Genomic DNA, 25,147 nt, shown 5'->3' with positions numbered 1-25,147 from the left:
TTTGAGATCCTAGGACCTAGCAAGAATAAAGCTATCAAAGAGTCAGTAATAATATTTATAGGTTTTTTACTTCATCTTGTAGGTTAAAGCCATCACAGCTCACATCGATTTGCTTACGACTTATGGGGTCGATAAAGCATAGACGTCTTGCCATCAATTTTAGCGGCTTATCAAAATCATCATCAGCTTTATCGAGTAACTCTGGGTACAACCTGTCGTTAACAATCGACATCCCCAGACTCATCATATGTACTCGCAATTGATGAGTTCTGCCTGTTACAGGCTCTAGTTCAAATAACCCATATCCATCAAATACTTCAATCAAACGAATTTCTGAATGGCTGTTTGCCTCGCCCTCAGCGACACACATTCTAAAACTAGGAATGGTTTTGGCTATGCGGTTTTTCACTGTCCATTGCAACGGCAATTCAGTTTGCTCTAGCAGTTGCTTTACTTCGGCCGATAAAGACGCAATGGCTTGATAAGTCTTACTAATATTTCCAGACTTAAAAAGCTCATGATACTCATGACGTGTTTGCGCATTAACACTAAGCAACATAACACCGGCTGTGGCTCGGTCTAGACGGTGAGCAGCAACTATTTGCTGATTATTGGTTTTTAGACGTAAACGATTCACTAAGCACTCATTGACGAAGTTGCCACTAGGATTGACCGCTAGAAAGTGTGGCTTAAACACCAACATAAATTCATCAGTTTGTTGCAGTAATTGCTCTTTAAAAGGAATGAGGCTTTCTTGGGCGACTTCTCGGTAATAGTAAACACGTTCGCGAGGAATAAATTGCGACTCTAGAGTAACCAAGCTACCGTCACGCCAATGTACTTTGCCATCAACAATACGCTGTTGCCAAACAGCAGCTGTAATGGCTGGAAATTGGCTCACTAAAAAGCTCAACACTGTCGGTTTATCAGTGACGGTTTCAGATAGTACAACGTAAGAAGCCTGGGCGGCGCGTACAGAAGAGCTCATAGGACTCGATTATCAGATAAGGTCAAAACAAAAGTGGCGCTACTGTAGCAAACGCCTGTCTATTGTCAAAATAGGCTTATCATAAATTGCCAGGATCGAGAAAACGGCCTAATTAGGTAGTCTCAAGAGTATTGATTATCTCTAGCGTGCGATTTAATCAGTTCAAGCACAAAGTTCATGGTTTTATGGCAGTTAGGCTGGTTCATCAAGCGCAGCTTATCTTGGTTATAAAGCGGTAACACTTCAAGCCAACGCTGACTAACCCACGATGCATCTTCAAGATGAACATCATTTTCATATAGGCCGAATAGGTCTGGGTTAACCTCATAAAACTGCTCTAACGCAGCGCTAATTAACTCAAACTCACCATAGATAGGTTCTTGCTGCCAATTATGACTACGAAGTACTCGGCTTATCCACACTCCATCACGGCGCTGCGCCGCTGAAAGCACCCTTACTCGCTGCTTACCTTCGAGTACTATACCTAATGACTCATCATCAAGTTGATTAAAGTCGATGATTTCACATTGAGTTGCCATCTCATAGCAAGGTAGCTCACTGTTAGCCTTGCTCATACCAAATACCAACGAGTAATGCCCTTTAAGGATCTCTGCAATCATGCTTAAGTAACGCGGATCGATCACCCTGATCTCTACCCGACCTTCAGGTAACAACAAGGTGTCGTGTGTTAATAACGCCATTTCTTGTGTTTGCATAATCACCTCCCCCCTTAACTAGGTAGGCTGTATCATTTTGGCTATGCTCAAGTAGTAACTTAAGTAAAGCTAAAGTGTAGCAGCTGAACCAATTTCAGCCAGCAAGCCAAACACCTGAGCAGTTCAATTATTAGACAGGGTTTAAGGGGGATTTATTACAATAGTAAGCAGTTAAATTATAAATGTTCCAACCTATCAAGCAGACTCCCCTTTGCAATAACATTGGCAAAATCATCAGCTAACACTTGGCTCATCACTGCTGATTGGCGCCAATATTTAATTCGGCTATCACTATCTAATTGGGTAAAATCTTCTCTATCTGGCAATTTGTTATAAGGCAAACTCTGCAGGTAAGCATCGGTCGGCGCTAAGATAAGGGCATTGTCATAATTATGCTTAGCAAAGCGCCACGACAAAGATTTATCAAACCAGCCCGGTGACATTCTCGGGTAAAAATGTGGGTACAAGGTCAGCCCTTTACTGTGATCAAGTGGCAAATCAAAGTGGTAATCGGTAATGCCGCCATCATAATAATGCCCTTTCGGTGCGCCGTTAATCTCAGTAACAGGCGCCAGTACTAAAGGGATTGAACCGGTAGCTAATAACACTTGATGAATGTTTGCTTGCGTTAAAGAGTAATACTGACTCGGCAGATCGGTAAGCTTTGCAAAAGGCGATAGTTGCTGCTCAACACCAAATACACAGCGCGTAAAATGCAAAGATAAACTCTTGCGATTAACAAGGTTGGTCATCGCAGCCGCAGTGAGCCCCACACCGAGACCAGCGCGGCTGCCCATGCGATTAAAGTGGCGCCCCTTACATGCAATGTAATGGCTATTTATGTGTTGGTGCCCAATCACCTCTTTGGCTCCAGTGCTACCTAATAGCCCAGTGATAATACCGCTGACCTGAGCAGAGATTTGCACACTCGTTGGCTTAGTATCATAGCGTTGACCTATATACAGCTCTTCTAATCGGTCATAAGCCGCATTTGGATTACTTTGCGCTAAACAAGCTAAGCGCCATGCACCTGACGAAGCGCCTAACGTATGTAGAGGTTGGTTCAAGTCTTTAAAAAACTCAGTAAACAAATACCGATCTAACGCCGCAATGCCTATCCACTTAGGACCACCAGATGCTGCGAGTAGCTGAGTAAATAGCTCAGGTTTAAAGGCATTTTCGCTCAGCGTTTTATAAGCTTTAGGGCCTGCGATAAATCGTAATGAAGACACATGAATCCTTAAATACTCAACTTCAATGCCCTTAGCCTAAACTTGTATGCTGACTCAGGCAATAAGATGAGTAACTCTTGTTTCGTCAAAGATAAGTTAGCGCTACACTTGCCAACATAAATGACAAATCTCACTGGTTTGTCTACGTCTAATCGTTCCCGCTGACCCAAAGTCACTAGGCATTATTTTGAGTAAACATCATGATTGTTGATACTTTAGCTAACCGCGACATTTACAAAGCCATTAATCCACGTATTGCTAGAGCACTAGAACACCTGGCAACCACTGACTTTAGTCAACTAGAAACCGGTAAGTACGAACTAGAAGGCAAAGATCTATTTGTGATTGTTAATGACTACCAAACACAACCTAAAGAGCAGCAGCCCTTTGAAGTCCACCAGCAATACATTGATGTGCAATATGTTGTCAGCGGAGAAGAAGAGTTTGGTTACCTGCCACTGGTAAACCAAACACCGTCTAAAGCTTATTTTGCTGAACATGACTACGCTAACTACGACTATGAATCCAACAAAGATGATGCGGCATTTATTCCCCTAAAAGCCGGTATGTTTGCCTTGTTTTTCCCGGATGATATTCATATGCCTGGTACGGGCGATAATGCCAGCCAAGTGCGTAAAGTCGTGATAAAAGTCAAAGTCTAACGATTAAGTCTAAGTATTAAGACTAACTATCTGTTCTGCATCTGAACTTATGCATTAAGTCTTACTCTTATACCCGTTGATATTGATTACATAAAAGGAAACCAAGATGCGCTTTATTTTATTGCTAACAAGCTTGCTTAGCCCTTTGGCATTTGCAGCGATAACACCGGATGCGTTACAGCAAGTTAAAGATGTTCAGTTTAATAGCGATAGAGTCATCACTGCTGGCTTACCTACGCAATCTCAATTCAAAGCACTTCAAGAGTCTGGTGTAGAGCTAGTGATTAACTTAATCCCTAAAGATAATCAGATGGGCTATGCCAATGAAGCTGAACTAGTTAAGCAGGCAGGTATGGATTACGCGCAGATTGATGTGGACTGGAAACAGCCTACAGTTGCAAATGTTCAGCAGTTTTTTGCCATTATGGACGCTAACCAAGACAAACAAATTTTAGTGCATTGCGCTGCCAATTATAGAGCGTCAGCCTTCTATTATTTGTATCAGTTAACACGCGGCCAGAGTGATTCTAAGGCTTACCAGCAACAAGTCATGGCACCATGGGGAGAGCTTTCGACAAGCTTACAAGAATACCCTCAATGGCAAGTTCTGATTGAGCAGGTAAAGTCTGACATAGCCCAATAGACTTGGTTTACCAAGCTGACTACCTCTTCTTAAAAAGCGCCTATTTAGGCGCTTTTTAATTTTGATTGGTATTCACCTTCCCCTCATTTTCCTTCATGGCAACCACTGAACTTAGCTCTAGTGAACCTATTGTTCAAAACTAAAAATAGAACTCCCTTCGTGCATAAAATGTGATCTTGATCATTATTACCAAACTGCTAATATAGCCAACTAGAATTAGTTATACCCAAAAAGAATATAAAGTTTTCATTGTAAATAAAATAACAATAAAGAGCCTTACGCCATGCCAAACCACAATGAACTAACCCAAGTTTATCTCGATGCCAATGCAACAACTCCTGTGCTACCTCAAGCTGCAGATGCAGCCTTATCCGCAATGCAAACACTGTTTGGCAATCCAAGTAGTAGCCATATTACCGGTTTACAAGCTAAACACTTAATGGAGCAGACTCGTGCTAGAGCTAAAACCTTATTGGGCACAGGAGAGGGAAAGTTAATCTTTACCAGTGGCGCAACAGAAGGGATCCAAACCTCAATTTTATCAGCTCTTATTGCAGCGAAAGAACTTATCCAGCAAGGAAAAACCTATAGCGTACTCTACGGTTCGACAGAACATAAAGCGGTACCAGAATCACTAAAACATTGGCTTAAAGTGCTAAATATTCCAGCACAAGTTCTGGCGATCCCTGTAAATGAGTTTGGTATTTTGGATGATGAATTTATTCGTCAGCACGCACCTGATGCATTGATGATTTGTACTATGGCAGTTAATAATGAAACAGGTGTTTATCAAAATCTAAACCACTTAGAAAAAACAATACGCGATGCAAACCCACGTATTTTTTGGATGGTCGATTGTGTACAAGCTTTAGGTAAAACCTCATTAGATCTGCAACACACGAGTATCGACTATGCGCCATTTAGCGGCCATAAACTGTATGCTCCAAAAGGCATTGGCTTTGTGTATATTCGTAATAACGCACCTTTTACACCTTTTATTGCCGGTGGAGGTCAGGAAGCGGGTTTACGCTCAGGCACAGAAAACCTGCCTGGAATGGCTGCACTTAATGTTATTTTCGAGATGCTATTACGCACAGAAGATTCAGCTTTTAGCGACACTCAAACGCTGCACAGCTTTCGACAGCAAATTGCCGATACACTGACAGATTGCTTCCCGCGCATTATTTTCAATAACAGCTTCGAGCACAGTGTACCAACCACCATTAACTTTGCGGTTCCAAGCTTTAGCAGCAAAGAGATTATGGACCTATTTGATGCCGCCAACATTCGTGTGAGCTCAGGTTCAGCTTGCAGCTCCAAAGTTACTGGTAGCTTTGTTCTCGATGCGATGGGATTACCCACGTGGCAAAGTGAATCAGCAATTCGTATGTCATTTGGTCCTGCAATGACTCAAGCCGATGTTGATACAGCTTGCGCACGCATAAAAACAGCTTCTCTGGCGCTAACACATAGCTGCATGGTGCTCGACAATTCTAAAATAGGCGCAGATATTAACGACAAAGCCCAATTAGAGGGCCTATTGCAACTGCGTTCAGGGGCAAGCTGTACTTGGGTCTATGCCGATACAAGCACTAAGCAAGCTTTGATTATCGACCCATTGCCAGAGTTACAACACAGGCTTGATACCCTGCTGCAGTGCCAACAGCTTACCCCCATTGCCATTATAGATACCCATGGTCATGCGGATCATGTTTCGGGTCGAGAAGTACTCGCTAACCGCTACTTAGCAGACCAAGATAGCGATATGTTAGGTTGGCCGCATAATAGCAAGACTGTTAGCTATGCTGGCACAGAATGTGAGGCTATCAACGTCGGTGAATTACAACTGCTTAAAGTGCCGACTCCTGGGCATACAAGCGACAGTATCAGCTTAGTTTTATGCTCAGCACAACAAGCTAAATATGCCTTTTGTGGTGACACCATTTTAATGGGCAGCTTGGGTAGAACAAACTTTGAATCTAGCTCAAGTGCAGCACTATTGAGCAGCCTTAAACTGCTCAATAATACCCTTGCGGAAGATACACTTATTTGTGCAAGCCATGATTATAATAACGAATTTACAACGACCTTAGCGGCTGAGAGTAAACGTAACTCTTTATTAAACTCAGCATTGCTTGATCTAATCTCTGAGGCTGACTTTATTAAGCGTAAAGCCGAACTAGATAGCCATTTGAACGACCAAGTGGGTAGTGAGATTATGTGTGGCGCTTATGTCGGAAGTTGCAATAAATCAGCAATTCGTGAGTACGATGCGTCAAGCCTCGCCGACGCAATCGCAAGTAATACAGGCGTCAAAGTCATTGATATTAGAGAGCCTCACGAATATGCACTAACGCACTCACAAGACTCTAGCCAAAATGTGCCATTAACCCGCTTAGTGCAATTTATTCAAGAACATCAACATCAAAAAGACCAGCCTTGGGTATTAGTTTGTCGCAGTGGTAGCCGCTCCATGGTTGCAGCTCAAGCAATGCATAGGCTAGGTTTTGCTAAAATATCTCACCTAAAAGGTGGCTACGCCTTGAGTCACTAAATATTAAGGCAAGCCATTCAATTAGAAACTCGAAGGCTTGTTTTTGAAAAATAAAAGCCACCAGATATGTATTGTCTGCTGGCTTTTTATTTTAACAATAACGCAAAATACCGAATAGCTATCTTAAGGTGCAGCCATCACTACAGAACATTGCTTAGGCTTCACTTTTTTAGCTTTAGGTTTTGGCTTAGGTTGAGGTTTTTTAGGAACTTTTGGCTTTGAAGGCTGAGTCTGAGTAAATTGCTGCTTCCACCAGCCCAATTCATGGCAACCATTGCCACTCGGAATAGCCGCCTGATCTCGACATGACTTATCGCCATTTGGGCAGTTCAATCGCACATGCATATGATAGGTATGTCCCCACCATGGCCGAACTTTATTCAGCCAAGCATCGTCCTTTAACTTTAAATCACACAAGTACTGCTTAATTACCGGGCTGACAAATATACGTGCCACACGTTCATCTTCTGCAGCTAACTTAACCATATTGGTTTGCGCGTCAGACCATAACTGAGTATCGAGGGAAAATTGCTTTTTATTGACTAGTTTTAAAGGCGTAGGTTGCTCACGCTCTACATTAGTTAGCTGTTTATCGGTTTGTTTAAACCACACATCAACATCTAAACCTATTTGATGACTGCTATGACCATGACTAAAGTTACCGCCTCTAGGCATAGACATATCGGCTATTAAAATATCGTCTAAACCTTGTTGTTTTAACTCAACCGCATATTGAGTAATAAATTCGATTAGCTCTGGGTGACCATAATAGCGTGACCGTTGAGTACGGATCACTTGATATCCCTCACCAATGACGGGTAAGGCTTCAGCCCCTTTTAAGCAGCCATTCGCGTAACTACCTATCGCACTAGGCCGAGAATGATAAGGTGTTTTAATGGACTCCCATGGGTTAGCTATCGCTCCTCCCATAAAAGCACAAAGACATATTAATATTGTAGTTAGAGTCAGCAAGCAGCGAGTATGATTTAACATTTATTGACCTCAACCACCAAGTTCGTTCTGACTTGCATCAGCTTTACTCTCTTAAGTTTAAATTGTCTTAATCAATTGGATTTGAGCTTAAGCTACCAACTTAAGATTAGACACAATAGATTAATCTTATTAAGTTTAGCTGGCTTGTTCATCTGCTGAGTCAATATTTAACCCTTGAACAAACCTTTGATTTTGATGGATGTTCACTTCTAATAAGTTAATCAACTGCTGCAAACGTTCTAATTCAGGTTTCTCAGCCTTTACTGAATCAGTGTTGAGTAAACGGCTCGCAACTTCTTTTGCCAATACCTGCATTCGAGTCGAGAAAAGTACACTCGCTTTATCCTCAACTCGCTTAGCTAAATGGCAGATCTGTGCGACATCATCTTGATCATAAGCAGTTATTAGCTGGGTAATTGTTAACTCAGCAAATTCATTAAACTCACTAATACTGCGCGTAAACTCTGCCAAGTCATTGTTAAACAACTCTCGCAATTGCTGATAATTAATATCAGCCTCAGTGGTATTAAGCTCTTTAGTTTGATGCCGCGCTAAACACACAACTTTATGCTGATTTTCAGCAGGTTGAGCTTGGCAAATTAAATGACAGTATTGACTCAATGCATCTCTAAAACTCTGCTCTTGCAAAGGCTTGGTAAGTACATGGTTAGCCCCTGCTTTTATCATATTGTCATGTGCTTCTTTAAACACATCCGCTGTACAAGCAAAAATTGGCACAGACAAACCTAAAGTCTTCCTAATGTATTCCGTTGCCTCTATTCCGTCCATTTCAGGCATATGGTTATCCATTATGACTAAGTCATAATGCTCATGCTGTAACGCACGAACAGCCTCAAGACCATTAAAGGCGATTTCAACACTATGACCTAAGCGCTGACAAAAAGTCTTGGCAACTAACGCATTCACCTTATTATCTTCAGCTATCAAGATATGGATATTCTCAGGCTGCGCCTCGGTTTGTAGCATCCCGACTTCAGCTTCTTTAGACTCTGCTTGGCCTCGTTCTAATGCAAGAAAAACCTCAAACTGAGTGCCTGTGCCAACTTGACTTGAAATAGTGATGTTGCCATCCATCAGCTCCACGAGCTGCTTAACAATAGACAGCCCTAGTCCTGTCCCGCCATATTGTCGAGTCGTTGATGATTCGGCTTGAACAAATGGCTCAAAAATCGAGTCAACCCGCTCTTTTCTTATACCTATGCCAGAGTCCTCAACCGTCATAGCGATGCCAGACTGCCCAGACAAACCTATTGATTGTTTAAACTTAAGCGTCACTTGTCCCGATTCGGTAAACTTTACAGCGTTACTCAGTAAGTTATAAATAATCTGCCTGACTCTTGCTTTATCTCCCTTAAAAGCCTGCTGTTCTTCAATCAAGTTCTCTACGATGAAACCAATATTTTTCTCATTACAAATAGGCTGATAGGTATTAATTATCGGCTCGATCACCGTTTTAAATTCAAATAACTCATGCTCTAAAGATAACTTTCCTTCTTCGACTTTTGAGAAATCTAAAATATCATTCAGTAAAGAGGTGAGATGGTTACCAGACTCCAATAGTATTTGAATTTGTTGCCTATGCTCAGGGTTTTCCAAGTTGGGTTCGATGATCTGCGCCATGCCTAAAATACCATTGAGCGGCGTTCTTAATTCATGGCTCATGGTTGCCAAAAATGTCGACTTGGCTTTATTGGAAACATCGGCCTTAACCACGGCTTGCGCCAGTTCAGTTTCCATTTTCTTACGCGCAGTGGAGTCCCTTTCTACTGCGATAAAATTAGTCAGCTCGCCATTAACATCAATGATCGGGTTGATGGCAATATCAATCCAATATTCACTGCCATCTTTATGGTAATTAATCAGTTCAGCTGTTACTGGTTGCTGTGCAGTCACCCCTTTACGTATTTTATCGACCTCATCACAGCAGGTGTTTTCTCCTTGCAGTAGTTGTCCGGGTTTTTTGCCTTTTATCTCGTCAGCTTGATACCCCGATAAAGTAACAAACCCCTTATTAACCCAAGTTACATGCCCGCTATCGTCGGTAATAATAATCGCATCCTGAGCATGCTCGGCAACTAAGGATAATTGAGCTTTCTCGGCTTCAACCTCATAAAGGCTTGCGAGTATTTTGGCTTCTTTACGATATTGCTCTGCTTGCTGCACCCGATAGTTAACACTGTAAATACCAATTAAAACTAGAATATTGAGTAACAGATAAACCTTACTATCATCAACCTGACTCAGCCAAAACATGGCTTGCTGCGCCATTCCTTCGCTCACACTGCTATGAAATACTTGCTGACTTTTAAATCGAATTTGTTCATCTAGCTCAGTCCCAAGCCTGCTATGTATAGCTAAACTTTGGTATTGATTTGTGTTAAAAAGAGAGTTTGTTGTCGCTACCTGTAAGGGGTGACCTGCTACTAGTGCAAATATATGCATTCGACTTTCAGCATCAATAAAGTTTGTCAGTAACTCTTGCTGTAATAACTCTTCAGTGTGCAGGGAGTATTGCTGTGAAATTTTTAATCGCAGCAGTGTTTCTAAATTGGCAACTAACTCAACGACTATGGTTGAAATCTCATCTGCATGATTTCGCATTTCACTATCGACAATTAACGATGCTAGCGATAATGCAGACCTATCGTTCTGCAAACTTGCCTGCAAGGCTTGTACTTGGCGCTCGACCTCCACTAATGATTGCGAAATATCGTCATAACTGTAGCTATCACTGATTTTTATTTTAAAAACTTCATCCCTAATCGATAACACCTGATGACTTAAGTCGGTAAAAGCATATTGATACTTTTGTACCAAACTAATTTTGACCAACAGCATCAACAACACCATCAATGCCGTAATACAAACCACAACTAAAGCGTAACTTTTTGCCTTATAACTTATCGTTTTATAGATTAGCGTTTTCACTGTTCAAGCTCCTCCAGTACAGCAGGTGTAGGAGCTGAAAGTGAATCAAGAAAAGCGACCAATTCAACAAGTGTTGCTGGCTCAAGCTCTTTACCCAATTGTGTCCTTGCCATCACCACTACAGCTTCTTCTAGACTGGCCGCTCGTCCATCATGAAAATACGGTGGTGTAGTCGCTACATTTCTTAAACTAGGTACCCTAAAAACATGTTTATCGCTACGATTACCTGTAATCGTAAATCGGCCAAGATCACTACCTTGCTCTGTTAACGCTTGTACATTGCCAAATTTTTGAAATAGATTGCCACCGAGGTTTTGACCTTGATGGCAATAGATACAACCTAATGAACGAAACTTATGCCAACCATTTACTGCTGCAGTTGATATGGCCTGTTCGTCTCCCATTAAATATCGGTCAAAGGGGGCTCCTGGTGTATTTAGCTGTAACATAAAGCTGACTAGAGCATGCTTAATCGTCTCTTCGGTAATAGCCTCATCATAAAGCTCATCAAAAGCTTGCTTATAATAAGGGTCTGTCGTTAGCTGCTGAATGACCTCATGCCAGCTACTGTCCATTTCTAGCGGATTATGAATAGGGCCATCAATTTGTTCCTGCAAACTATTCGCTCTACCGTCCCAAAAGAAACGCGTGTTAAAAGCAACATTAAATACAGTAGGAGAATTACGTTCACCTGTACCATTGACCCCTGTAGACACAGCAATTAGCTCAGCACCGTTATCATTCAAGTGATGGCATGACTCACAACTCACCTTACCGTTTGAAGAAAGCCGAGGATCGAAAAATAGCTGCATTCCCAGCTTAATTAAAGGTTTATCTTGGCTTGAAAAACTTGTAATTGGGATTGGGGAAACAGAAAGAGATTGGACTTTAGGGGAGCTGATGCTGACAACAAGGTTTTGCTCATCGATTTTCAATGCAGCTACTGGTGCATCTATTACGCTGAAATAAAGGTATAAGCTAAAGCAAGTAACGAAAAGAGCCGCTAGTAACCAGCGTAATTTAAATAACATATTGACCTCCCTGTATCGATCGCAGCATTAAACAACAATCCTTTGTCGTTTCTTTAGTGTAGTTAGAGTCGCACAAATAGCTAGCTCACTAAGCCCAGTGTGCTGTGTTTCCGCCCAAGCACTGACAAAAAAGCGGAGCAAGCCTGCTCCGCGTACTAAATATACTCGCCACATCAGTGTGATTAATCAAACAGGTTAGGCATAACCGCAAGTACCACTAATGGTCACTCACTTTAATCAATAACACACTGCACTTTGGCAAGAAAACCGTAGCAAAAAAACCAGAGGTAACGCCGAGGGCAGACGAATGCATCGACGCCTTACTCAAGTCCTTTCCATTGTCCCTAATGGAAATATAATCGTTAAAAATCAATATTTGGCGCCCTAAGGGCGCCGAGTCCCCTGTTAAGACTTACCGCCTTGGTAAATCCAGCGGTAAAGTGTCGGTAACACTAATAGCGTCAGTGCGGTTGAGCTAAATAAACCGCCAATGATCACCACAGCAAGAGGCTGCTGGATCTCACTGCCTACGCCCGAAGACAGTAGAATCGGGATCAAACCTAGTGCTGAGGTTAACGCCGTCATCAGTACTGGACGTAAACGCCCTACCGTGCCCTCATAAACTGCGTCATAAAGCGAAGCATCTGTTTCTTCAGTCACGCTGACGCGTCTTTGATTTATCGAATCCACCAGCACCACACCATTGAGCACTGCCACGCCAAATAGGGTGATAAAGCCAATCGAACTTGGTACCGACAAATAAGTGCCGCTGGCGTACAAGGCCACAACACCACCAATTAATGCCAATGGTACGTTAGCCATAATCAGCCCCACCTGCTTTACCGAGCCGAATGAGAAGAACAGTAACAAGGCAATCAACACGATAGAGATAGGTACCACCAACATTAGCTTTTGCTGTGCACGCTGTTGGTTCTCATATTGACCACCTACCACTACGGTGTATCCCGGTGGTAAGTCAGCCTTTGGCACAATCGCGTAAATATCATTTACCACTGAACCCATGTCGCGGTCAGCAACATTAGCTTGCACCACCACACGACGCTGCACATCATCGCGACGAATGTTAGGCGGCGCCATTTCAATCACCACATCAGCTACTTCACCAAGACGTACCGTTGCTCCGCTGACACCTGTCAGTAACAAGTTTTCCAACGCATCAGGTGAACTGCGGTATTGCTTAGCTAGACGTACATAAATATCGTAACGCGCATTACCATCAATCACTTGGCCTGCGCTGCCGCCACCAATACCTTGACTAACCAAGGCCATCACTTCATCAACGCTAATACCATAGCGCGCCAGTTGATCTCGTTTAGGGCGTACGACTAACTGTGCTTCGCCGCTCACCTGCTCAAGCGATACATCCACCGCACCAGGAATTTGCGCCACGAGATCTGTTAATACTTGGCCACGCTCAGACAGCACATCTAGATCTGGACCAAAGATCTTAATCGCTAGCTGCGCTTTAACACCCGATAGTAGTTCGTCAACGCGAGTGGCAATTGGCTGAGAGAAGGTGAACAACAAGCCCGGATAGACATTGAGTTTCTCTTCCATTTTACGCTGTAGCTCAAAACGATTGCTCGCGCTAACCCACTCTTCAACTGGCTTAAGACCGATGTAGATCTCGATGTTATTCACCGGCTCTGGGTCACCACCTAACTCTGCAGCGCCAATACGGCTGAGTGCGTAGTTAACTTCTGGGAACTCAAGTATTAACGCCTCAAGCTTTGGCGCGACATCAAGAGATGTCCCTAAACTTGCCGTTGGAGCTAGCGTGACGCGTAAGTTAATCGTGCCCTCTTCAAGCTCAGGCACAAACTCAGTACCCAGTCTTGGGAGCAATAACATACTCAAGGCGAACATCACCACAGAAGCACTCAATAGTACCTTTGGATGTGCCATCGTCGTGCTCAGCAATTTACGATATAGCGCTTCAATCGGTTTAAGCACTGGGCTTTTACGTAATACAACGCCGCGCTTAAACAGATAAACCGCCAACGCAGGTACAGCAATTAACGCCACTAATAGTGCCGATAGCATCGCTAAGATAATACTCACAGCCATTGGCTGGAATAATTTACCTTCTACGCCTTCAAGGGCAAACAAGGGCGCAAACACCACGATAATAATCGCGGTCGCAAAGAAGATTGGGCTACACACTTCTTTGGCGGCCAGCATCACTTGATTGATCATGCTGCTTGAACCAACGTCTGACTCTTTGTTTTTACTCGACTGCGTGAGGTGTTTAAAGATATTTTCTACCATCACCACCGAGCCATCAACGAGCATACCAATCGCTACAGCTAAGCCACCAAGCGACATCAAGTTAGCCGACATTCCGAAGTAAGACATGACTAGCAATGCTAGACCGATTGAAACTGGAATAGATAGCAGCACTAACAAGGTCGCGCGAATGTTGACGAGGAACAGCGCTAAAATCACCACAATAAACACGAACGCCATTAATAGCGCGTCACGTACCGTGCTTACCGCTTGGTTAACTAAGTCTGATTGGTCGTAGAACACTTCAAACGACACACCGTCTGGTAGTGCTTGCTCAATCATGGCAGTGCGCGCACTAATGTCGTCGATAGTTTCCTTGGTATTAGCGCCCATACGTTTAAGTACAACACCGGCAACCACTTCGCCAAGATCTTGCGAATTACCCGCCTCGTCACGGCGAGTCATGGTCACCGCGCCCACGCGGATCTCACTGCCGTAATCGACTTTAGCAATATCGCCAATACGCACTGGAGTACCCGCGACTTCCGTTAACGGGATTTGTGCAATCGCTTTAAGACCCGCATCACCAGAAGGCAACATGCCATAGCCGCGCACCACTAATTGCTCTTGCCCTTGGTCCATAAACCAACCGCCAGCATTACGGTTATTGCTCTCTAATGCGCTAGTCACTTGCGCCATTGATAAGCCGTAACTCATCAGTTTATTAGGCTCAATTTGCACTTGGTATTGACGAACTTCGCCACCAAATGACAGCACTTCGGTGACACCGCCAACAGGCATCATCAGTAACTTAACCATGTAGTCGTTAATACTACGTAGCTCTGACGCATCTACACCCGATTCAGGAGTCGCACGTAAGATGTATTGATAGATTTGCCCAAGACCAGAAGTGTTAGGACCAATTTCAGGTACCCCAACACCATCAGGGATCATTTCACGAGCCGCTTGTAACTGCTCAAACACCTGCTGACGCGCGAAATAAATGTCCGTGCCTTCGGCAAATACGACCGTCACAATCGACAAACCAGTACGTGAAAGTGAACGTACTTCAGTTACCGCAGGTAAAGCGTACATGGCCGATTCGACCGGATAACTAATCAGCTTTTCTACTTCTTCAGCCGCCAAGCCCTCAGCCGCTGTGTTAACGGTAACTTGTACGTTGGTCACATCAGGAAAAGCATCTAAATTCAATTTTGGTAACATGGCGATACTGGCAACAACTAAGGCCAGCAGCGCAAGCACCACCATCAGACGATTGCGTATGGCAACGTCTATCAGTTTTTGTAACATAGCTGTCGCCTCTTAGTGGTTGTGGATATCGAAGCCAGATTTGGCTTGCTCTGATGCCAGGAAGAACGCTCCAGAGATCACCACCTGCGCATCTTTAGCTAAACCGCGCACTAAGTTCATACCGCGCTGACGCTCAACCACTTCAATCTCAACCCCTTCAAAGCCTTCTGCGCCTTGAATAAATACCTGCCAATGACCATCGCTGCTGCGAGTTAATGCCGAATCCGGCAAAATAACTCCGCCTTCTGACGCATCAGGTAGGTATAACTCCGCAAATTGACCGGCATGCAATACATGACCTGCGTTTTCAAATGCCACTAAGATCTGCTCAGTACGGGTGACACTATCAAGCTCATGAGAACGGCCAATAATGGTACCCTCTAGGCTCTTATCGCCGACCTTAACCACAGTCTTGCTGCCGATGCTGACTTTTTCAGCCTGTACAGGCGTTAACTCAGCTTCAACCCATAAGTGAGACTCATCAGTTAACTGCATCAAGGCTGTGCCTGCAGGCACAATTTGCCCTAACATAGCGATGTCTTTTTGCACACGACCACTGATTGGCGCGATTAGCTGATAGCTACCTATGGTTTCAGGTGCATCAGCAAGCGCGGTAATTTGAGCAGACGTCATCTTCATCGCTTCTAGCGTGGCACGCTTAAGTTCTGCATCCACTTGCGCTTGTAAGCGGCGGCTCGCACTGACAGCGCTAGCGCTCATGCGTTTAACTCTGCTCCATTCAGCAGCGGCATTAATATAGTCAGCTTGTGCCTGTGCAACGGCAACACCGCCCAATGTCAGTAACACATCGCCCTTATTCACTTCTTGCCCCGGTACTACACTGCGCTTAAGTACGCGTACATCCACCTGCGGTGCAATGGTCACAGTTCTGTCGCGATCAACGACTAAGGTTGCCGTTGCAACGGCTTCTAAACTAAAGCTTTGCTCACTAAGTTGCGCCACTTCAATCTTTGCCAACGCTAATTGCTCAGCCGTTAACTCAATACCGTGAACGTCTTCTTCTGCAGCTGCTTCCTCAGCGTTATGACCGTGACCATCATCTTTAATTAACACAGCTTCTTCAGCACTGTGATCATGACCATCTCCAGCAGTTGCCAGAGTCGGGATGACCAATGCAGTTGTCAGGCTCATCAATAAACCAAAGCTCATTGCGCGGGTAATGGCGTTAAGTCCGAATGCGCTAGATTTTGCCGTGCTATTAGTCAGCATCATTGTTGGTACCACTGTTTTATTGTTCGTTTTCATAATCAAAGCCTTTACTGAGCTTGTTCAGGTGCTGCCGCATTGGCACCCTGAGTTGATAACTGGCTATTGAGGTAGCCTTCCAATTGTCCACTTGTCCCCATCCAGCTAAGCCAGCTCTCGTAAAGAGCAGACTCGAGCGCTAGTCCAGCTAAATAGCTGCCACTCATCTGTCTTTGGCTTTGCAAGTAGTCACTGGTATTGATATCACCCGCTTGCCATTGTTGAGACAAAGACTGCGCGGCTTGGGTGCCAGAGGTCAGCACCAACTCGCTCCAATCTTGATAGCGCTGAGTGAGCCTTGGAAGGCTTAATAAAAACTGCTTTTGCTGCTGCAGTAGTACGCGCTCTTGGGCTAAATAAGTTTGCTCAGCTATGGCTACCCCCTGGCTCGCAACAGCAATCGCTTCGCTGTAGTTATTGCGGATCTGCAGCGGAATAGATACACCGACGCCAAACTTGTTTTCGTCACCTTCTCGTTCAGCACTTAAGCTAATACTCGGATCGGCGCTGCCATCAGCCTTGGCTTGTTCAGCCACCACCTTAGCAACTAATACTTGCTGATAAGCACTTTTAAGTGCAGGTAATTCAGGCGAGATGTTTAAATGCGCCGCTTGCACCGTTAAGGCATTAACAAAGTCTGCAAACGGCAACTCAAACTCACCAAACAAAGCTAATACTTGGCCGTCCGCCGCAATAGAGGCTTGCTCAGCTAATGCGTAATCGGCTGCATTACTAGCAACATCAAGCTGCATAAGTTGCAATTCAACGCTCGACAAATCACCCACCTCTGTACGTTGACGGGCGATATCAAGCTGGCCTTTAGCTAAGTTAAATTGCTGCTTTTGAAACTCTAATGCTTTACGTGCCTGACTTTGATTGGTCAAGGCTTGCAGCCTTTCGGCTAACATTTGGTTACGTTCAAGCGTAATGCTAGATAAAAGGATTTCACTTTCTAACTGGGCAATACGTGTCGCTACTCCACGCTTATCCCCCCAGTCTATTGTCTGACTAATATCCAAGCTGTAAGTATCCTCACTCGCATTTTGGTAGCCTAATCCTAACTCTGGGTTATACACCGCTTTGTCGGCGGCCTCTACGCTCAATAAAGCTTGCTGACGGCGCGCTGCTTGCGCTTGCACTTCTGGCAGACTATTAAAACGTTGCATCACTTGCGGTAGCCAGTGACTAAATTGGTCAAGACTATTTGTTGTCGCAGCAAGCCCTGTTTGGCTCATTGCACCACTGAGAGTTGACTCAGCAGCGGTTACAGTCGTTACAGGTACCGTTAAAAGGCCCAAGAGTAGACTGGCGATTATGGTTTTTTTCATCGCGGATCCTATCGACCCGGCTATCACGAAGTCATGGCTATTAGCCAGACCTTAGGCTAAACATAAGACGGACTTTTACGTGATATTGCCTGGGTACAAATCAATATAACAGTCGCGTAAACATTGCAGGTGCAGCCAGTTAATACCCAAGAAAAATTGAGCTAAAAGCAGCGATGCAATAAATACACGGTGATTAAATAAAGATTTAGCGAAGCGGAAGTTAAGGCAGCAATGCCATTCAAGCAAAGATGTAAAATCTTGCCAACTTCAACCTCTTAAGGGTTAAACGATTGGAGGGCGATAGTCTGGAAGTTGCTCTGGAGGTAAATACTGTCCATCAATACTGGTAAGTGCGTCACTCACAGGCACTGAAGGCACAATTGACACTGTAGACATGGCGGTTACATGGCCACCATGACAAGGACAATCTAAACAAAGATCAAAGCTTTTTGATTCGGTTTTCGCAACGGTGTGGCTATGTGGCTCGACATCCGCTGCTGCACTGTCAATAATCGAGTCAAAGGCACAAGCGCAATCTACACACTGCGATAACGTGGTAACGTCAGCAGTAAATTGAATATGTGGGTGAGGTGCGCTCTCTTCTTCATGATCTCCTAAATGTAACTGATGCATGCCTAGGTTGCCGCCTGCGAATTGCAGTACAACAACAGCAATTAATACAGCTGCCATTTTATACAGAGATTGAGGAGTAAATAGACGCAAAATTCACCTATCGATTAATGTAAAAGTGTAAACATTGATACTTTGTAGCAAATCAGACCCGCATCATAAACAAAAGTTCACTGCAAACAAGATTTTATAGAGCCCTTAGTGAACTTGGTCTCATTTTAAATTTAGGCCTGATAAAGAAATTATTATTTAAAAACGCAGTGCTTAGCGTAATCAGTCGCTTCGTTAGCAGACCAGTCACCAGACGGCTTTTCTTTCATCTGCTTACACCAGGCTTCGCTGCCAACTTCTGGGGCACAGGCACTCAAGCCAAACACTAATGCACACACTAACGACAACCCTGAGAGCTTAGATAACGACATTGGTAAATCCTTCTATTACGATGACTAAAAATATATTTTACTGGATTATAACAAGATTCGAATTAAGTTCTTGCTGCAATCCACTCTATTGCAGACTCTTTTTGCTCTAGTGGGTACCAAGCGACCTCACCTTGCATAAATGGGCCCATTAACCTTACAGCATTACCGAACCAGTCAGGGCCACCTACAAGTACAAGGGCGTCAAAATTGGGTAATTGCACTTCACCACTGCCCGCTAATGACTCTTGTTGCCAGCCTTCGAGCAAGACATCGGCTTCAACGTAGATACAAATCTTAGCGTTATCGTCACGACAACGCTCAATTAGCGGCTGCATGATCTGCCCGTAATCTTCTGTAGATAAACGGCCGCTGGCAAATAAGCTAATCACATCAGCCGTTATATCAGGGATCTTACACAGCATACTCTGTCTCCATAATGCTCAATTTAGAGAGGAACATTGCTTGATAATAGCAAACCCGCCATGAAGGAAAAGTGGACCGCGCCCTTATTTCGGCTAAAAGTCTGTTAATATTGAGCAAAGGATTAAAAGCCTACGCCTAGTTTTGCGTTAGGTAAACCACCAATTATTAGGCGTACTGCTTTGGCAACCATAAAAATATCAAACTCAGTATCAATTCAAGACAGCGAACTTGAGTGGCAATTTATCCGCTCTAGTGGCGCAGGAGGTCAGCACCTCAATAAAGTCTCTACAGCTGCCCAGTTGATATTCGATATCAAAAACTCTTCTTTGCCAGAGTACTATCAGCAGCGCTTGCTCGCTAAGGCTGATCACCGTATTACTAAAAGTGGCAAAATCATCATTAAATGTCAGCAAAGCCGAAGCCAAGATTTTAATCGCCAAACAGCATTAGAGCAGTTTATCGCCTTAGTCGTAAGCGTAAATGCGGTGCAGAAAAAACGCATCGCAACCAAGCCGACTAAAGGTAGCCAACGCCGCCGAGTCGATGCAAAAAAGCAAAAAGGTGCCACCAAAGCACTAAGACAGAACAAAAGCAGTTTTTAGCACTAAGTCCAAATGCCTTAGTCATTTTATCTTTCGCGCTACAGCAATCGACAAATGACTGATTATTTGTTGAAATCAAAACGATATTAGCGCGATTGCGTGCACTTAAGTACACCAAGGGAATAGTCATGAGCAGCCAAACAAAAATCTTACTCGTTAATGGTCCTAATTTAAATTTACTCGGCCGTCGTGAGCCTGGTCATTACGGCCACCATACCCTTGAGCAAATTGTCGATGACCTTAAGCAAAGTGCAGCCCAATCCAATGTGGAGCTTGAGCATATTCAATCCAATGCAGAACATTTATTGATTGAGGCGATTCACAACAGTGATGCCGACATGGTGATTATCAACCCAGCGGCTTTTACCCATACCAGTGTGGCACTGCGAGATGCATTACTTGGTGTAGCGATCCCCTTTATTGAAGTGCACCTTTCTAACGTGCATAGTCGCGAACCGTTCCGCCATCATTCTTACTTTTCAGATAAAGCCATCGGCGTGATTTGTGGATTAGGCGCCCAAGGCTACCAATTTGCTCTGCAAGCAGCCATTGCCCGTTTACATTCCACAGACAAACATTAAGGTCAGCTTACCCAATGGATATTCGTAAAATAAAAAAGCTTATTGAGCTGGTACAAGAGTCAGATATTGCAGAGCTTGAAATAAAAGAAGGCGAAGAGTCTGTGCGTATTTGCCGGCATAGCCCAGTGCCGATACAAGCTAATAACCAGACTTACCTTGCCCCAGCAAGTAGCGTTGCAGCAGCAATACCTAGCCAACAAATCAAACATAATAGTGATTCAGACAATAACGATATCGACGATGAGCCACACCAGCTGATCTCGCCTATGGTCGGCACAGTTTATTTAATCGATAAACAAAGCCAAGCTCCACTTTGCCATGTGGGTCAAACCGTGAAGGCTGGCGATATCGTTTGTATCATTGACGCTATGACTATGAGTAACCGTATTGCAGCTGATAAAGACGGTGTGATTAGTGCCATTTTAGTTGATGACGGACAAGCTATTGATTTTGAACAGCCGCTAATCGAAATCGAATAATAACGAAAACGATCAACCCAGTGGTTAGCTATACCAATCTAAATATTCGGCTGAACAAGCTTCAATAAAGGACTCTAATGCAATGATATTAATTACCGGCGCTAGCAGTGGTTTAGGAGCTTCTTTAGCTCAACTTTATGCCGAGCAAGATGATATTGCGATTACAGGGCGTAATGCTGAACGTTTAGAACAAGTTGCGGAATCAATTAAACGTCCTATTAATTCCTATGTTTGCGATTTAAGCGACGGGCAAGCGGTTACGCAGCTATTTGACGCCTTACCAAGCACACCAAACATGATCATTCATTGTGCTGGAAGTGGTTACTTTGGTCCAATCGAGAATCAGTCTCCTGACGCTATCAAGACGCTAATTGATAACAACCTCACCTCAGCTATTTTAGTGTTGCGAGAAGCCGTTAAACGCTACAAGGATCAAGCTGTCACAGTGGTGATAGTTATGTCTACCGCAGCATTGGCAGCCAAAGCTGAAGAGTCAACATATTGCGCAGTAAAATGGGCGGTAAAAGGCTTGATAGAATCCGTACGTTTGGAGCTAAAGTCCAGCCCAATGAAGCTAATTGCAGTATACCCCGGCGGTATGGATACTGATTTCTGGCCAACCAGTGGTAAACAAACAGATACCAATAGTTTTATGGCTGCAGATGAAGCGGCTGGTATGTTAAAGCAAGCCTTACAAAGCACAGCTCATGGTTATATTTCAGATCTCACGATCACTCGCGGTTGATTACAGATAAAAACAGCGAGTAAATAACAGGAAGTTTTCGAGCTTTTTTCTATACTTAGCAAACATCGATTAAAATTCGCTTGGCAGTTAGTCATAAATAAGGACAAGGAATGCGCACGAGCCTAATCATTTTTATCGTCACAAGCTTACTCTTATTTATTGGCTATCATATTTACCTATTTATGATGCCAAGCGTTAAGATTGTGAACCAATCAGGACAAATCTTAACTCGTGTCGAAGTCAACTTACCTAGTAATCGCTTAGTGTTTGATAATATCGCGCCAACAGAAACTATGCGAATTCACTACAAGACAGACCAAGCTGACGGCGAGTATGCCTATCAAATTCGTTTATCCTCAGGTGCCTATTTAAACGGCCAGTGTGGCAGCGTGACTCACGATCAATACATGAAAGTACTAGAGCTAATTGTCGATAGTGAAAACAAGGTTAATTGTATTGAGTAAATTGCGGATACATCCAACCCTGTGATATGACTAATTGGAAACTAAATGACTGATTTGTTCAAAGCTCTTACTCGCGTCAGTATAATCAATATCAATTAAATAGAGCTCACCGTTAACTAATAACACCAGTGAAGGAAAGCCTTGCAAAGGCAGATGACGCGTGCGATTAATTTCTTCTAGCAAATTAGCCTCTACGACTTCACTTGTTAACGCTTTAGCAAAAAGCTCGGCACTTATTCCTAGATTACTTGCAAGCTCTATTAAGGTTCTATCATCAGAAGGGTTCTTAGCCTCAAGATAATATGCCTGCTGGATAGCCAGCAGCATCTCTTTCTCTAAACCTTGTTCCCGTGCAATCAAGGTTGCACGGCAAGCAGGGTAAGTTGAGCGTCTAGGCTCATTTTGCTGCCAAAAATCAAAATTAAACTCTGTACCTAGTTGCTGAGAGATCTTGCTCCAGGTTTGCTTTAACAACTCCTGCATATCGTTAGCCATAGGTTCATCAGTATCCGGCGCCAAACCACCTAATCGATATTCAACTTTAAGCTCAGGGTAAACTTGTGCTAACTGAGTTTGTAATGCGGACCAAGCAGGTCTATAGCCCCAACACCAACTACACATAGGGTCGTAAACATAATAAAGAATTGCCAAGTTCATGAAATGATTTCTTTAACTACAATATATTCCTTAGACTACCTAGGCAGACAAAAAAGTCTAGCCATTGGCACCACAAAAATGATAACAATTGAAACCATCAACTTTACACTGATATAGGTAAAGCATGAAAAGCTAAGCAAGTTTAAGTATTCTACCAATATAGCCATTAGCAAAAAGACAAGCAGTGTCCAAACTCAAACCTAATATAAGTATTATCCGCAGCGGAATATTCACCCAGTGGGATGATGCAAGTGATGACTTGCCACGGCAATTAAAAGCCACGGTGCATGTTCCAGCTGAAATCGATATCGAATTCGGTTTTATCGCTCACATCAAAAAAGCTAAAAACCAAAAGCTAAGATATTGCATTTATCACCCTAATATCCCCGACGATAAGGGTAATGTTCGCCCACCTTTTGAAGGCGAAGTATTCGTTCAATCAAACGATTGGAAGTTCTATTTAGGCGACACCATCTGGGCTCCTGAACATAACAAAGTCGGTAACTGGCGAATGACGTTAGAACTCAAAGGCAAGGTGGTTGCCGAAAAGACCTTTAAAGTGCATATGAATGATGAGCAAGACAAGATTGATGCTTTTTGGAAGCATAGAGGTTTCTAGCTAGGGCAACAAAGCCCCCAAAAGCTCTGGAGGCGTCATAAACGGTTATCTGTTTACACTCACCTCTTGAAAGCTAAACTGGTCACTGTCTAACTTTTGTTTAACTTCACTCTTAGCCGTAAAATCTAATTGATTAAGATCCACTCTTTTAATTGTACTGTTATGCATTGTTTTATAAAACAAGAGTCCATTACTTTGATCTATCACTGACGTCCACTGAGTGGCACTCGGTAAATCAGGGATATGAGACTTATTGTTAAATTCGCTCCCTATTGGAATATCGAAGTTGTTCAAAATATGGAATGCTTGCGAAACAGCTTGTTGAGCATTTTCCATTACCGGAGCAGTATTGACATAGAAAGCCGCGCGAACAAAACGAGATGGTGGTGAAATATCACCAGGAAGGCCGACAAAGTTAGAGCCTACCCCGAAGGATTGTGTCTCAACGCCATTTATCTTTTGTGGCGGACTGATACCGGGATGGAGGTTGATATAATTGTTAAGGTTTGTGACCTGCCAACTATAGTCGGGCGAGTTAGTTAGTACCTTAGCCGTATTTTTATGGATATTGATTTTGCCGTGCTCCATTATCTCAATCACAATACTGTGACCCTGCTTATCAGATACTCGCCAATGTGCTGTCGGTGATGGATTACCTTGCTGATCAAAGTAAACAGTGACAATCTTAATTTTACCTAATGCTGCCTCGACTTCTGCAACCGTTTCAAATTGCGTTAGCATCCAACGAACAAAATCCATATCGGTAATGTTATCCGCAGTTTGTTTAGGATCATACTTAGCAAGTGAGCCGTAATTGCGGAAATAAAATAAGCCTGCGCTTAGTCCCTTTTCATTCAAACCTTCAGCAATAAAACGATCATCGCTGACAGAGATCCCTGCAAAGCCATATTTGCTGTTCCAGCTTAGTCCTTGCTGTTGATCAGGCATAGTTGCTGTGTATTGATGATTACGGGGGGAAACGATAAGTTTGCTGTTTAGATCGCTATGACCCCATTCAATCGTTCGAGCCTGGATCTGTTCATTCGCTGTGGTTGATAAAGTTATACCGGTACAAGCACTAGCTGCATAACTAAAAGTAGAAGCGAGTATTAAGGTGAGTAATGTCTTTTTCATGATATCAGCTTAACCCTTTGAAGAATTGTCGACCAATGAGCTCTTACAATGCTCTTCATTAGCCATTGGTAGCTACAAACTTACACCCAAATATCAAGAATACAAAATACTTCTACTTATCAGCATAAGAAGTTGACTAAGCGAAATATTTTAAAAGTTTGTCATAAATGGCGGTATGAAAATAGTCTGCTTGATTCGTCTTACTTCACATGAATATTGAACCACACTAGGTTCAGACTTTTTACTTCCCCATGTTCGAGTGGTCAATTCTCGTAATTAAAGAGTCTAGACAAACGAAAAAAGCCCGTTGCGTTAGCAACGGGCTTTCTCGCTTCTCTTTCGAGAATAAATTGGTGCCTAGAAATGACCTACTCTCACATGGGGAGACCCCACACTACCATCGGCGATATTGCGTTTCACTTCTGAGTTCGGAATGGATTCAGGTGGTGCCACAACTCTATGGTTTCCAGA

Annotated in this window: 23 protein-coding genes and 1 rRNA gene; 9 read left to right on the top strand and 15 right to left on the bottom strand. The window is 43.4% G+C overall.

The window, feature by feature from the left end; genetic code table 11:
* Positions 1 to 55: 55 nt before the first annotated feature.
* The 3 genes from L2747_RS05560 to L2747_RS05550 form a co-directional block, all read right to left on the bottom strand.
* Complete coding sequence (locus L2747_RS05560) at positions 56 to 988, bottom strand: pseudouridine synthase (protein ID WP_248998097.1); 933 nt, start codon at positions 986 to 988, stop codon at positions 56 to 58.
* 122 nt (positions 989 to 1,110) lie between these two features.
* A complete protein-coding gene (locus L2747_RS05555) occupies positions 1,111 to 1,704 on the bottom strand; it encodes an LON peptidase substrate-binding domain-containing protein (protein WP_248998096.1) in 594 nt (197 codons plus the stop codon).
* A 176-nt stretch (positions 1,705 to 1,880) separates the two neighbouring features.
* Positions 1,881 to 2,936, bottom strand: coding sequence for a patatin-like phospholipase family protein (locus L2747_RS05550; RefSeq protein ID WP_248998095.1), 1,056 nt, complete (start codon positions 2,934 to 2,936; stop codon positions 1,881 to 1,883).
* Positions 2,937 to 3,136: 200 nt separating this feature from the next.
* Here L2747_RS05550 and L2747_RS05545 point away from each other — a divergent pair, with 200 nt between their 5' ends.
* The 3 genes from L2747_RS05545 to L2747_RS05535 all read left to right on the top strand — a co-directional run bounded on the left by L2747_RS05545 (position 3,137) and on the right by L2747_RS05535 (position 6,795).
* Positions 3,137 to 3,598, top strand: coding sequence for a NanQ anomerase/TabA/YiaL family protein (locus tag L2747_RS05545; RefSeq protein WP_248998094.1), 462 nt, complete (start codon positions 3,137 to 3,139; stop codon positions 3,596 to 3,598).
* Between the two features lie 106 nt (positions 3,599 to 3,704).
* Entirely contained in the window at positions 3,705 to 4,241 is a 537-nt protein-coding gene (locus L2747_RS05540) for a protein tyrosine phosphatase family protein (protein WP_248998093.1), read from the top strand.
* Positions 4,242 to 4,524: 283 nt separating this feature from the next.
* Positions 4,525 to 6,795 carry an aminotransferase class V-fold PLP-dependent enzyme gene (locus tag L2747_RS05535; protein ID WP_248998092.1) on the top strand — a complete coding sequence of 757 codons (2,271 nt, stop codon included), beginning with the start codon at positions 4,525 to 4,527 and terminating at the stop codon, positions 6,793 to 6,795.
* 123 nt (positions 6,796 to 6,918) lie between these two features.
* On the opposite strand, the gene mepA is transcribed toward L2747_RS05535, so the two are convergent.
* The 9 genes from mepA to L2747_RS05490 all read right to left on the bottom strand — a co-directional run bounded on the left by mepA (position 6,919) and on the right by L2747_RS05490 (position 19,394).
* The gene (gene mepA, locus L2747_RS05530) at positions 6,919 to 7,725 is read right to left on the bottom strand and encodes a penicillin-insensitive murein endopeptidase (RefSeq protein WP_248998091.1); all 807 of its coding nucleotides are present in this window, start codon (positions 7,723 to 7,725) and stop codon (positions 6,919 to 6,921) included.
* Positions 7,726 to 7,923: 198 nt separating this feature from the next.
* A complete protein-coding gene (locus L2747_RS05525) occupies positions 7,924 to 10,737 on the bottom strand; it encodes a hybrid sensor histidine kinase/response regulator (protein WP_248998090.1) in 2,814 nt (937 codons plus the stop codon).
* Entirely contained in the window at positions 10,734 to 11,768 is a 1,035-nt protein-coding gene (locus tag L2747_RS05520; protein WP_248998089.1) for a cytochrome-c peroxidase, read from the bottom strand. Before L2747_RS05520 ends, L2747_RS05525 begins: the two co-directional genes overlap by 4 nt.
* Before the next feature lie 405 nt (positions 11,769 to 12,173).
* Positions 12,174 to 15,326, bottom strand: a complete 3,153-nt coding sequence (locus L2747_RS05515; protein ID WP_248998088.1) for an efflux RND transporter permease subunit — start codon at positions 15,324 to 15,326, stop codon at positions 12,174 to 12,176.
* A gap of 12 nt (positions 15,327 to 15,338) precedes the next feature.
* Positions 15,339 to 16,592, bottom strand: coding sequence for an efflux RND transporter periplasmic adaptor subunit (locus L2747_RS05510; protein WP_248998087.1), 1,254 nt, complete (start codon positions 16,590 to 16,592; stop codon positions 15,339 to 15,341).
* Positions 16,593 to 16,603: 11 nt separating this feature from the next.
* On the bottom strand, positions 16,604 to 17,920 hold the full coding sequence (locus tag L2747_RS05505) for a TolC family protein (RefSeq protein ID WP_248998086.1): 1,317 nt from the start codon (positions 17,918 to 17,920) through the stop codon (positions 16,604 to 16,606).
* Positions 17,921 to 18,202: 282 nt separating this feature from the next.
* On the bottom strand, positions 18,203 to 18,610 hold the full coding sequence (locus tag L2747_RS05500; protein WP_428848510.1) for a hypothetical protein: 408 nt from the start codon (positions 18,608 to 18,610) through the stop codon (positions 18,203 to 18,205).
* Between the two features lie 185 nt (positions 18,611 to 18,795).
* Positions 18,796 to 18,972, bottom strand: coding sequence for a DUF3012 domain-containing protein (locus L2747_RS05495; protein WP_012153803.1), 177 nt, complete (start codon positions 18,970 to 18,972; stop codon positions 18,796 to 18,798).
* A 62-nt stretch (positions 18,973 to 19,034) separates the two neighbouring features.
* A complete protein-coding gene (locus L2747_RS05490) occupies positions 19,035 to 19,394 on the bottom strand; it encodes a SpoIIAA family protein (RefSeq protein WP_220780642.1) in 360 nt (119 codons plus the stop codon).
* Between the two features lie 180 nt (positions 19,395 to 19,574).
* On the opposite strand from L2747_RS05490, the gene arfB reads away from it, so the two are divergent.
* The 5 genes from arfB to L2747_RS05465 all read left to right on the top strand — a co-directional run bounded on the left by arfB (position 19,575) and on the right by L2747_RS05465 (position 22,266).
* Positions 19,575 to 19,997, top strand: a complete 423-nt coding sequence (gene arfB / locus L2747_RS05485; RefSeq protein WP_248998084.1) for an alternative ribosome rescue aminoacyl-tRNA hydrolase ArfB — start codon at positions 19,575 to 19,577, stop codon at positions 19,995 to 19,997.
* A 128-nt stretch (positions 19,998 to 20,125) separates the two neighbouring features.
* Positions 20,126 to 20,578 (top strand): type II 3-dehydroquinate dehydratase, encoded by a 453-nt coding sequence (aroQ, locus tag L2747_RS05480; protein ID WP_248998083.1) that lies wholly within the window; start codon positions 20,126 to 20,128, stop codon positions 20,576 to 20,578.
* 14 nt (positions 20,579 to 20,592) lie between these two features.
* Positions 20,593 to 21,057, top strand: coding sequence for an acetyl-CoA carboxylase biotin carboxyl carrier protein (gene accB, locus L2747_RS05475; RefSeq protein WP_248998082.1), 465 nt, complete (start codon positions 20,593 to 20,595; stop codon positions 21,055 to 21,057).
* Positions 21,058 to 21,139: 82 nt separating this feature from the next.
* Complete coding sequence (locus L2747_RS05470) at positions 21,140 to 21,802, top strand: SDR family NAD(P)-dependent oxidoreductase (RefSeq protein WP_248998081.1); 663 nt, start codon at positions 21,140 to 21,142, stop codon at positions 21,800 to 21,802.
* Between the two features lie 110 nt (positions 21,803 to 21,912).
* Positions 21,913 to 22,266: a hypothetical protein gene (locus tag L2747_RS05465; RefSeq protein ID WP_248998080.1), complete on the top strand. Its 354-nt coding sequence runs from the start codon at positions 21,913 to 21,915 to the stop codon at positions 22,264 to 22,266.
* A 30-nt stretch (positions 22,267 to 22,296) separates the two neighbouring features.
* On the opposite strand, the gene L2747_RS05460 is transcribed toward L2747_RS05465, so the two are convergent.
* Positions 22,297 to 22,923 carry a DsbA family protein gene (locus L2747_RS05460; RefSeq protein WP_248998079.1) on the bottom strand — a complete coding sequence of 209 codons (627 nt, stop codon included), beginning with the start codon at positions 22,921 to 22,923 and terminating at the stop codon, positions 22,297 to 22,299.
* 184 nt (positions 22,924 to 23,107) lie between these two features.
* Here L2747_RS05460 and L2747_RS05455 point away from each other — a divergent pair, with 184 nt between their 5' ends.
* A complete protein-coding gene (locus tag L2747_RS05455; RefSeq protein WP_248998078.1) occupies positions 23,108 to 23,542 on the top strand; it encodes a DUF3859 domain-containing protein in 435 nt (144 codons plus the stop codon).
* Between the two features lie 45 nt (positions 23,543 to 23,587).
* Here L2747_RS05455 and L2747_RS05450 read toward each other — a convergent pair whose 3' ends face one another.
* Complete coding sequence (locus L2747_RS05450) at positions 23,588 to 24,676, bottom strand: linear amide C-N hydrolase (RefSeq protein ID WP_248998077.1); 1,089 nt, start codon at positions 24,674 to 24,676, stop codon at positions 23,588 to 23,590.
* 355 nt (positions 24,677 to 25,031) lie between these two features.
* Positions 25,032 to 25,147: ribosomal RNA gene (gene rrf / locus L2747_RS05445) — 5S ribosomal RNA — on the bottom strand.

It is taken from the genome of Shewanella marinintestina (assembly GCF_023283845.1).
Lineage (GTDB): Bacteria > Pseudomonadota > Gammaproteobacteria > Enterobacterales > Shewanellaceae > Shewanella > Shewanella marinintestina.
Note: the sequence above shows the minus strand (reverse complement) of the source record. Positions and strands in the feature narration are given on the sequence as shown.

Coding starts and splice junctions, on each gene's coding strand:
- L2747_RS05560 (WP_248998097.1), bottom strand. CDS start 988: ATGAGCTCTTCTGTACGCGCCGCCCAGGCTTCTTACGTTGTACTATCT.
- L2747_RS05555 (WP_248998096.1), bottom strand. CDS start 1,704: ATGCAAACACAAGAAATGGCGTTATTAACACACGACACCTTGTTGTTA.
- L2747_RS05545 (WP_248998094.1), top strand. CDS start 3,137: ATGATTGTTGATACTTTAGCTAACCGCGACATTTACAAAGCCATTAAT.
- L2747_RS05540 (WP_248998093.1), top strand. CDS start 3,705: ATGCGCTTTATTTTATTGCTAACAAGCTTGCTTAGCCCTTTGGCATTT.
- L2747_RS05535 (WP_248998092.1), top strand. CDS start 4,525: ATGCCAAACCACAATGAACTAACCCAAGTTTATCTCGATGCCAATGCA.
- mepA (WP_248998091.1), bottom strand. CDS start 7,725: ATGGGAGGAGCGATAGCTAACCCATGGGAGTCCATTAAAACACCTTAT.
- L2747_RS05520 (WP_248998089.1), bottom strand. CDS start 11,768: ATGTTATTTAAATTACGCTGGTTACTAGCGGCTCTTTTCGTTACTTGC.
- L2747_RS05515 (WP_248998088.1), bottom strand. CDS start 15,326: ATGTTACAAAAACTGATAGACGTTGCCATACGCAATCGTCTGATGGTG.
- L2747_RS05510 (WP_248998087.1), bottom strand. CDS start 16,592: ATGAAAACGAACAATAAAACAGTGGTACCAACAATGATGCTGACTAAT.
- L2747_RS05505 (WP_248998086.1), bottom strand. CDS start 17,920: ATGAAAAAAACCATAATCGCCAGTCTACTCTTGGGCCTTTTAACGGTA.
- L2747_RS05500 (WP_428848510.1), bottom strand. CDS start 18,610: ATGGCAGCTGTATTAATTGCTGTTGTTGTACTGCAATTCGCAGGCGGC.
- L2747_RS05495 (WP_012153803.1), bottom strand. CDS start 18,972: ATGTCGTTATCTAAGCTCTCAGGGTTGTCGTTAGTGTGTGCATTAGTG.
- L2747_RS05490 (WP_220780642.1), bottom strand. CDS start 19,394: ATGCTGTGTAAGATCCCTGATATAACGGCTGATGTGATTAGCTTATTT.
- aroQ (WP_248998083.1), top strand. CDS start 20,126: ATGAGCAGCCAAACAAAAATCTTACTCGTTAATGGTCCTAATTTAAAT.
- accB (WP_248998082.1), top strand. CDS start 20,593: ATGGATATTCGTAAAATAAAAAAGCTTATTGAGCTGGTACAAGAGTCA.
- L2747_RS05470 (WP_248998081.1), top strand. CDS start 21,140: ATGATATTAATTACCGGCGCTAGCAGTGGTTTAGGAGCTTCTTTAGCT.
- L2747_RS05465 (WP_248998080.1), top strand. CDS start 21,913: ATGCGCACGAGCCTAATCATTTTTATCGTCACAAGCTTACTCTTATTT.
- L2747_RS05460 (WP_248998079.1), bottom strand. CDS start 22,923: ATGAACTTGGCAATTCTTTATTATGTTTACGACCCTATGTGTAGTTGG.
- L2747_RS05450 (WP_248998077.1), bottom strand. CDS start 24,676: ATGAAAAAGACATTACTCACCTTAATACTCGCTTCTACTTTTAGTTAT.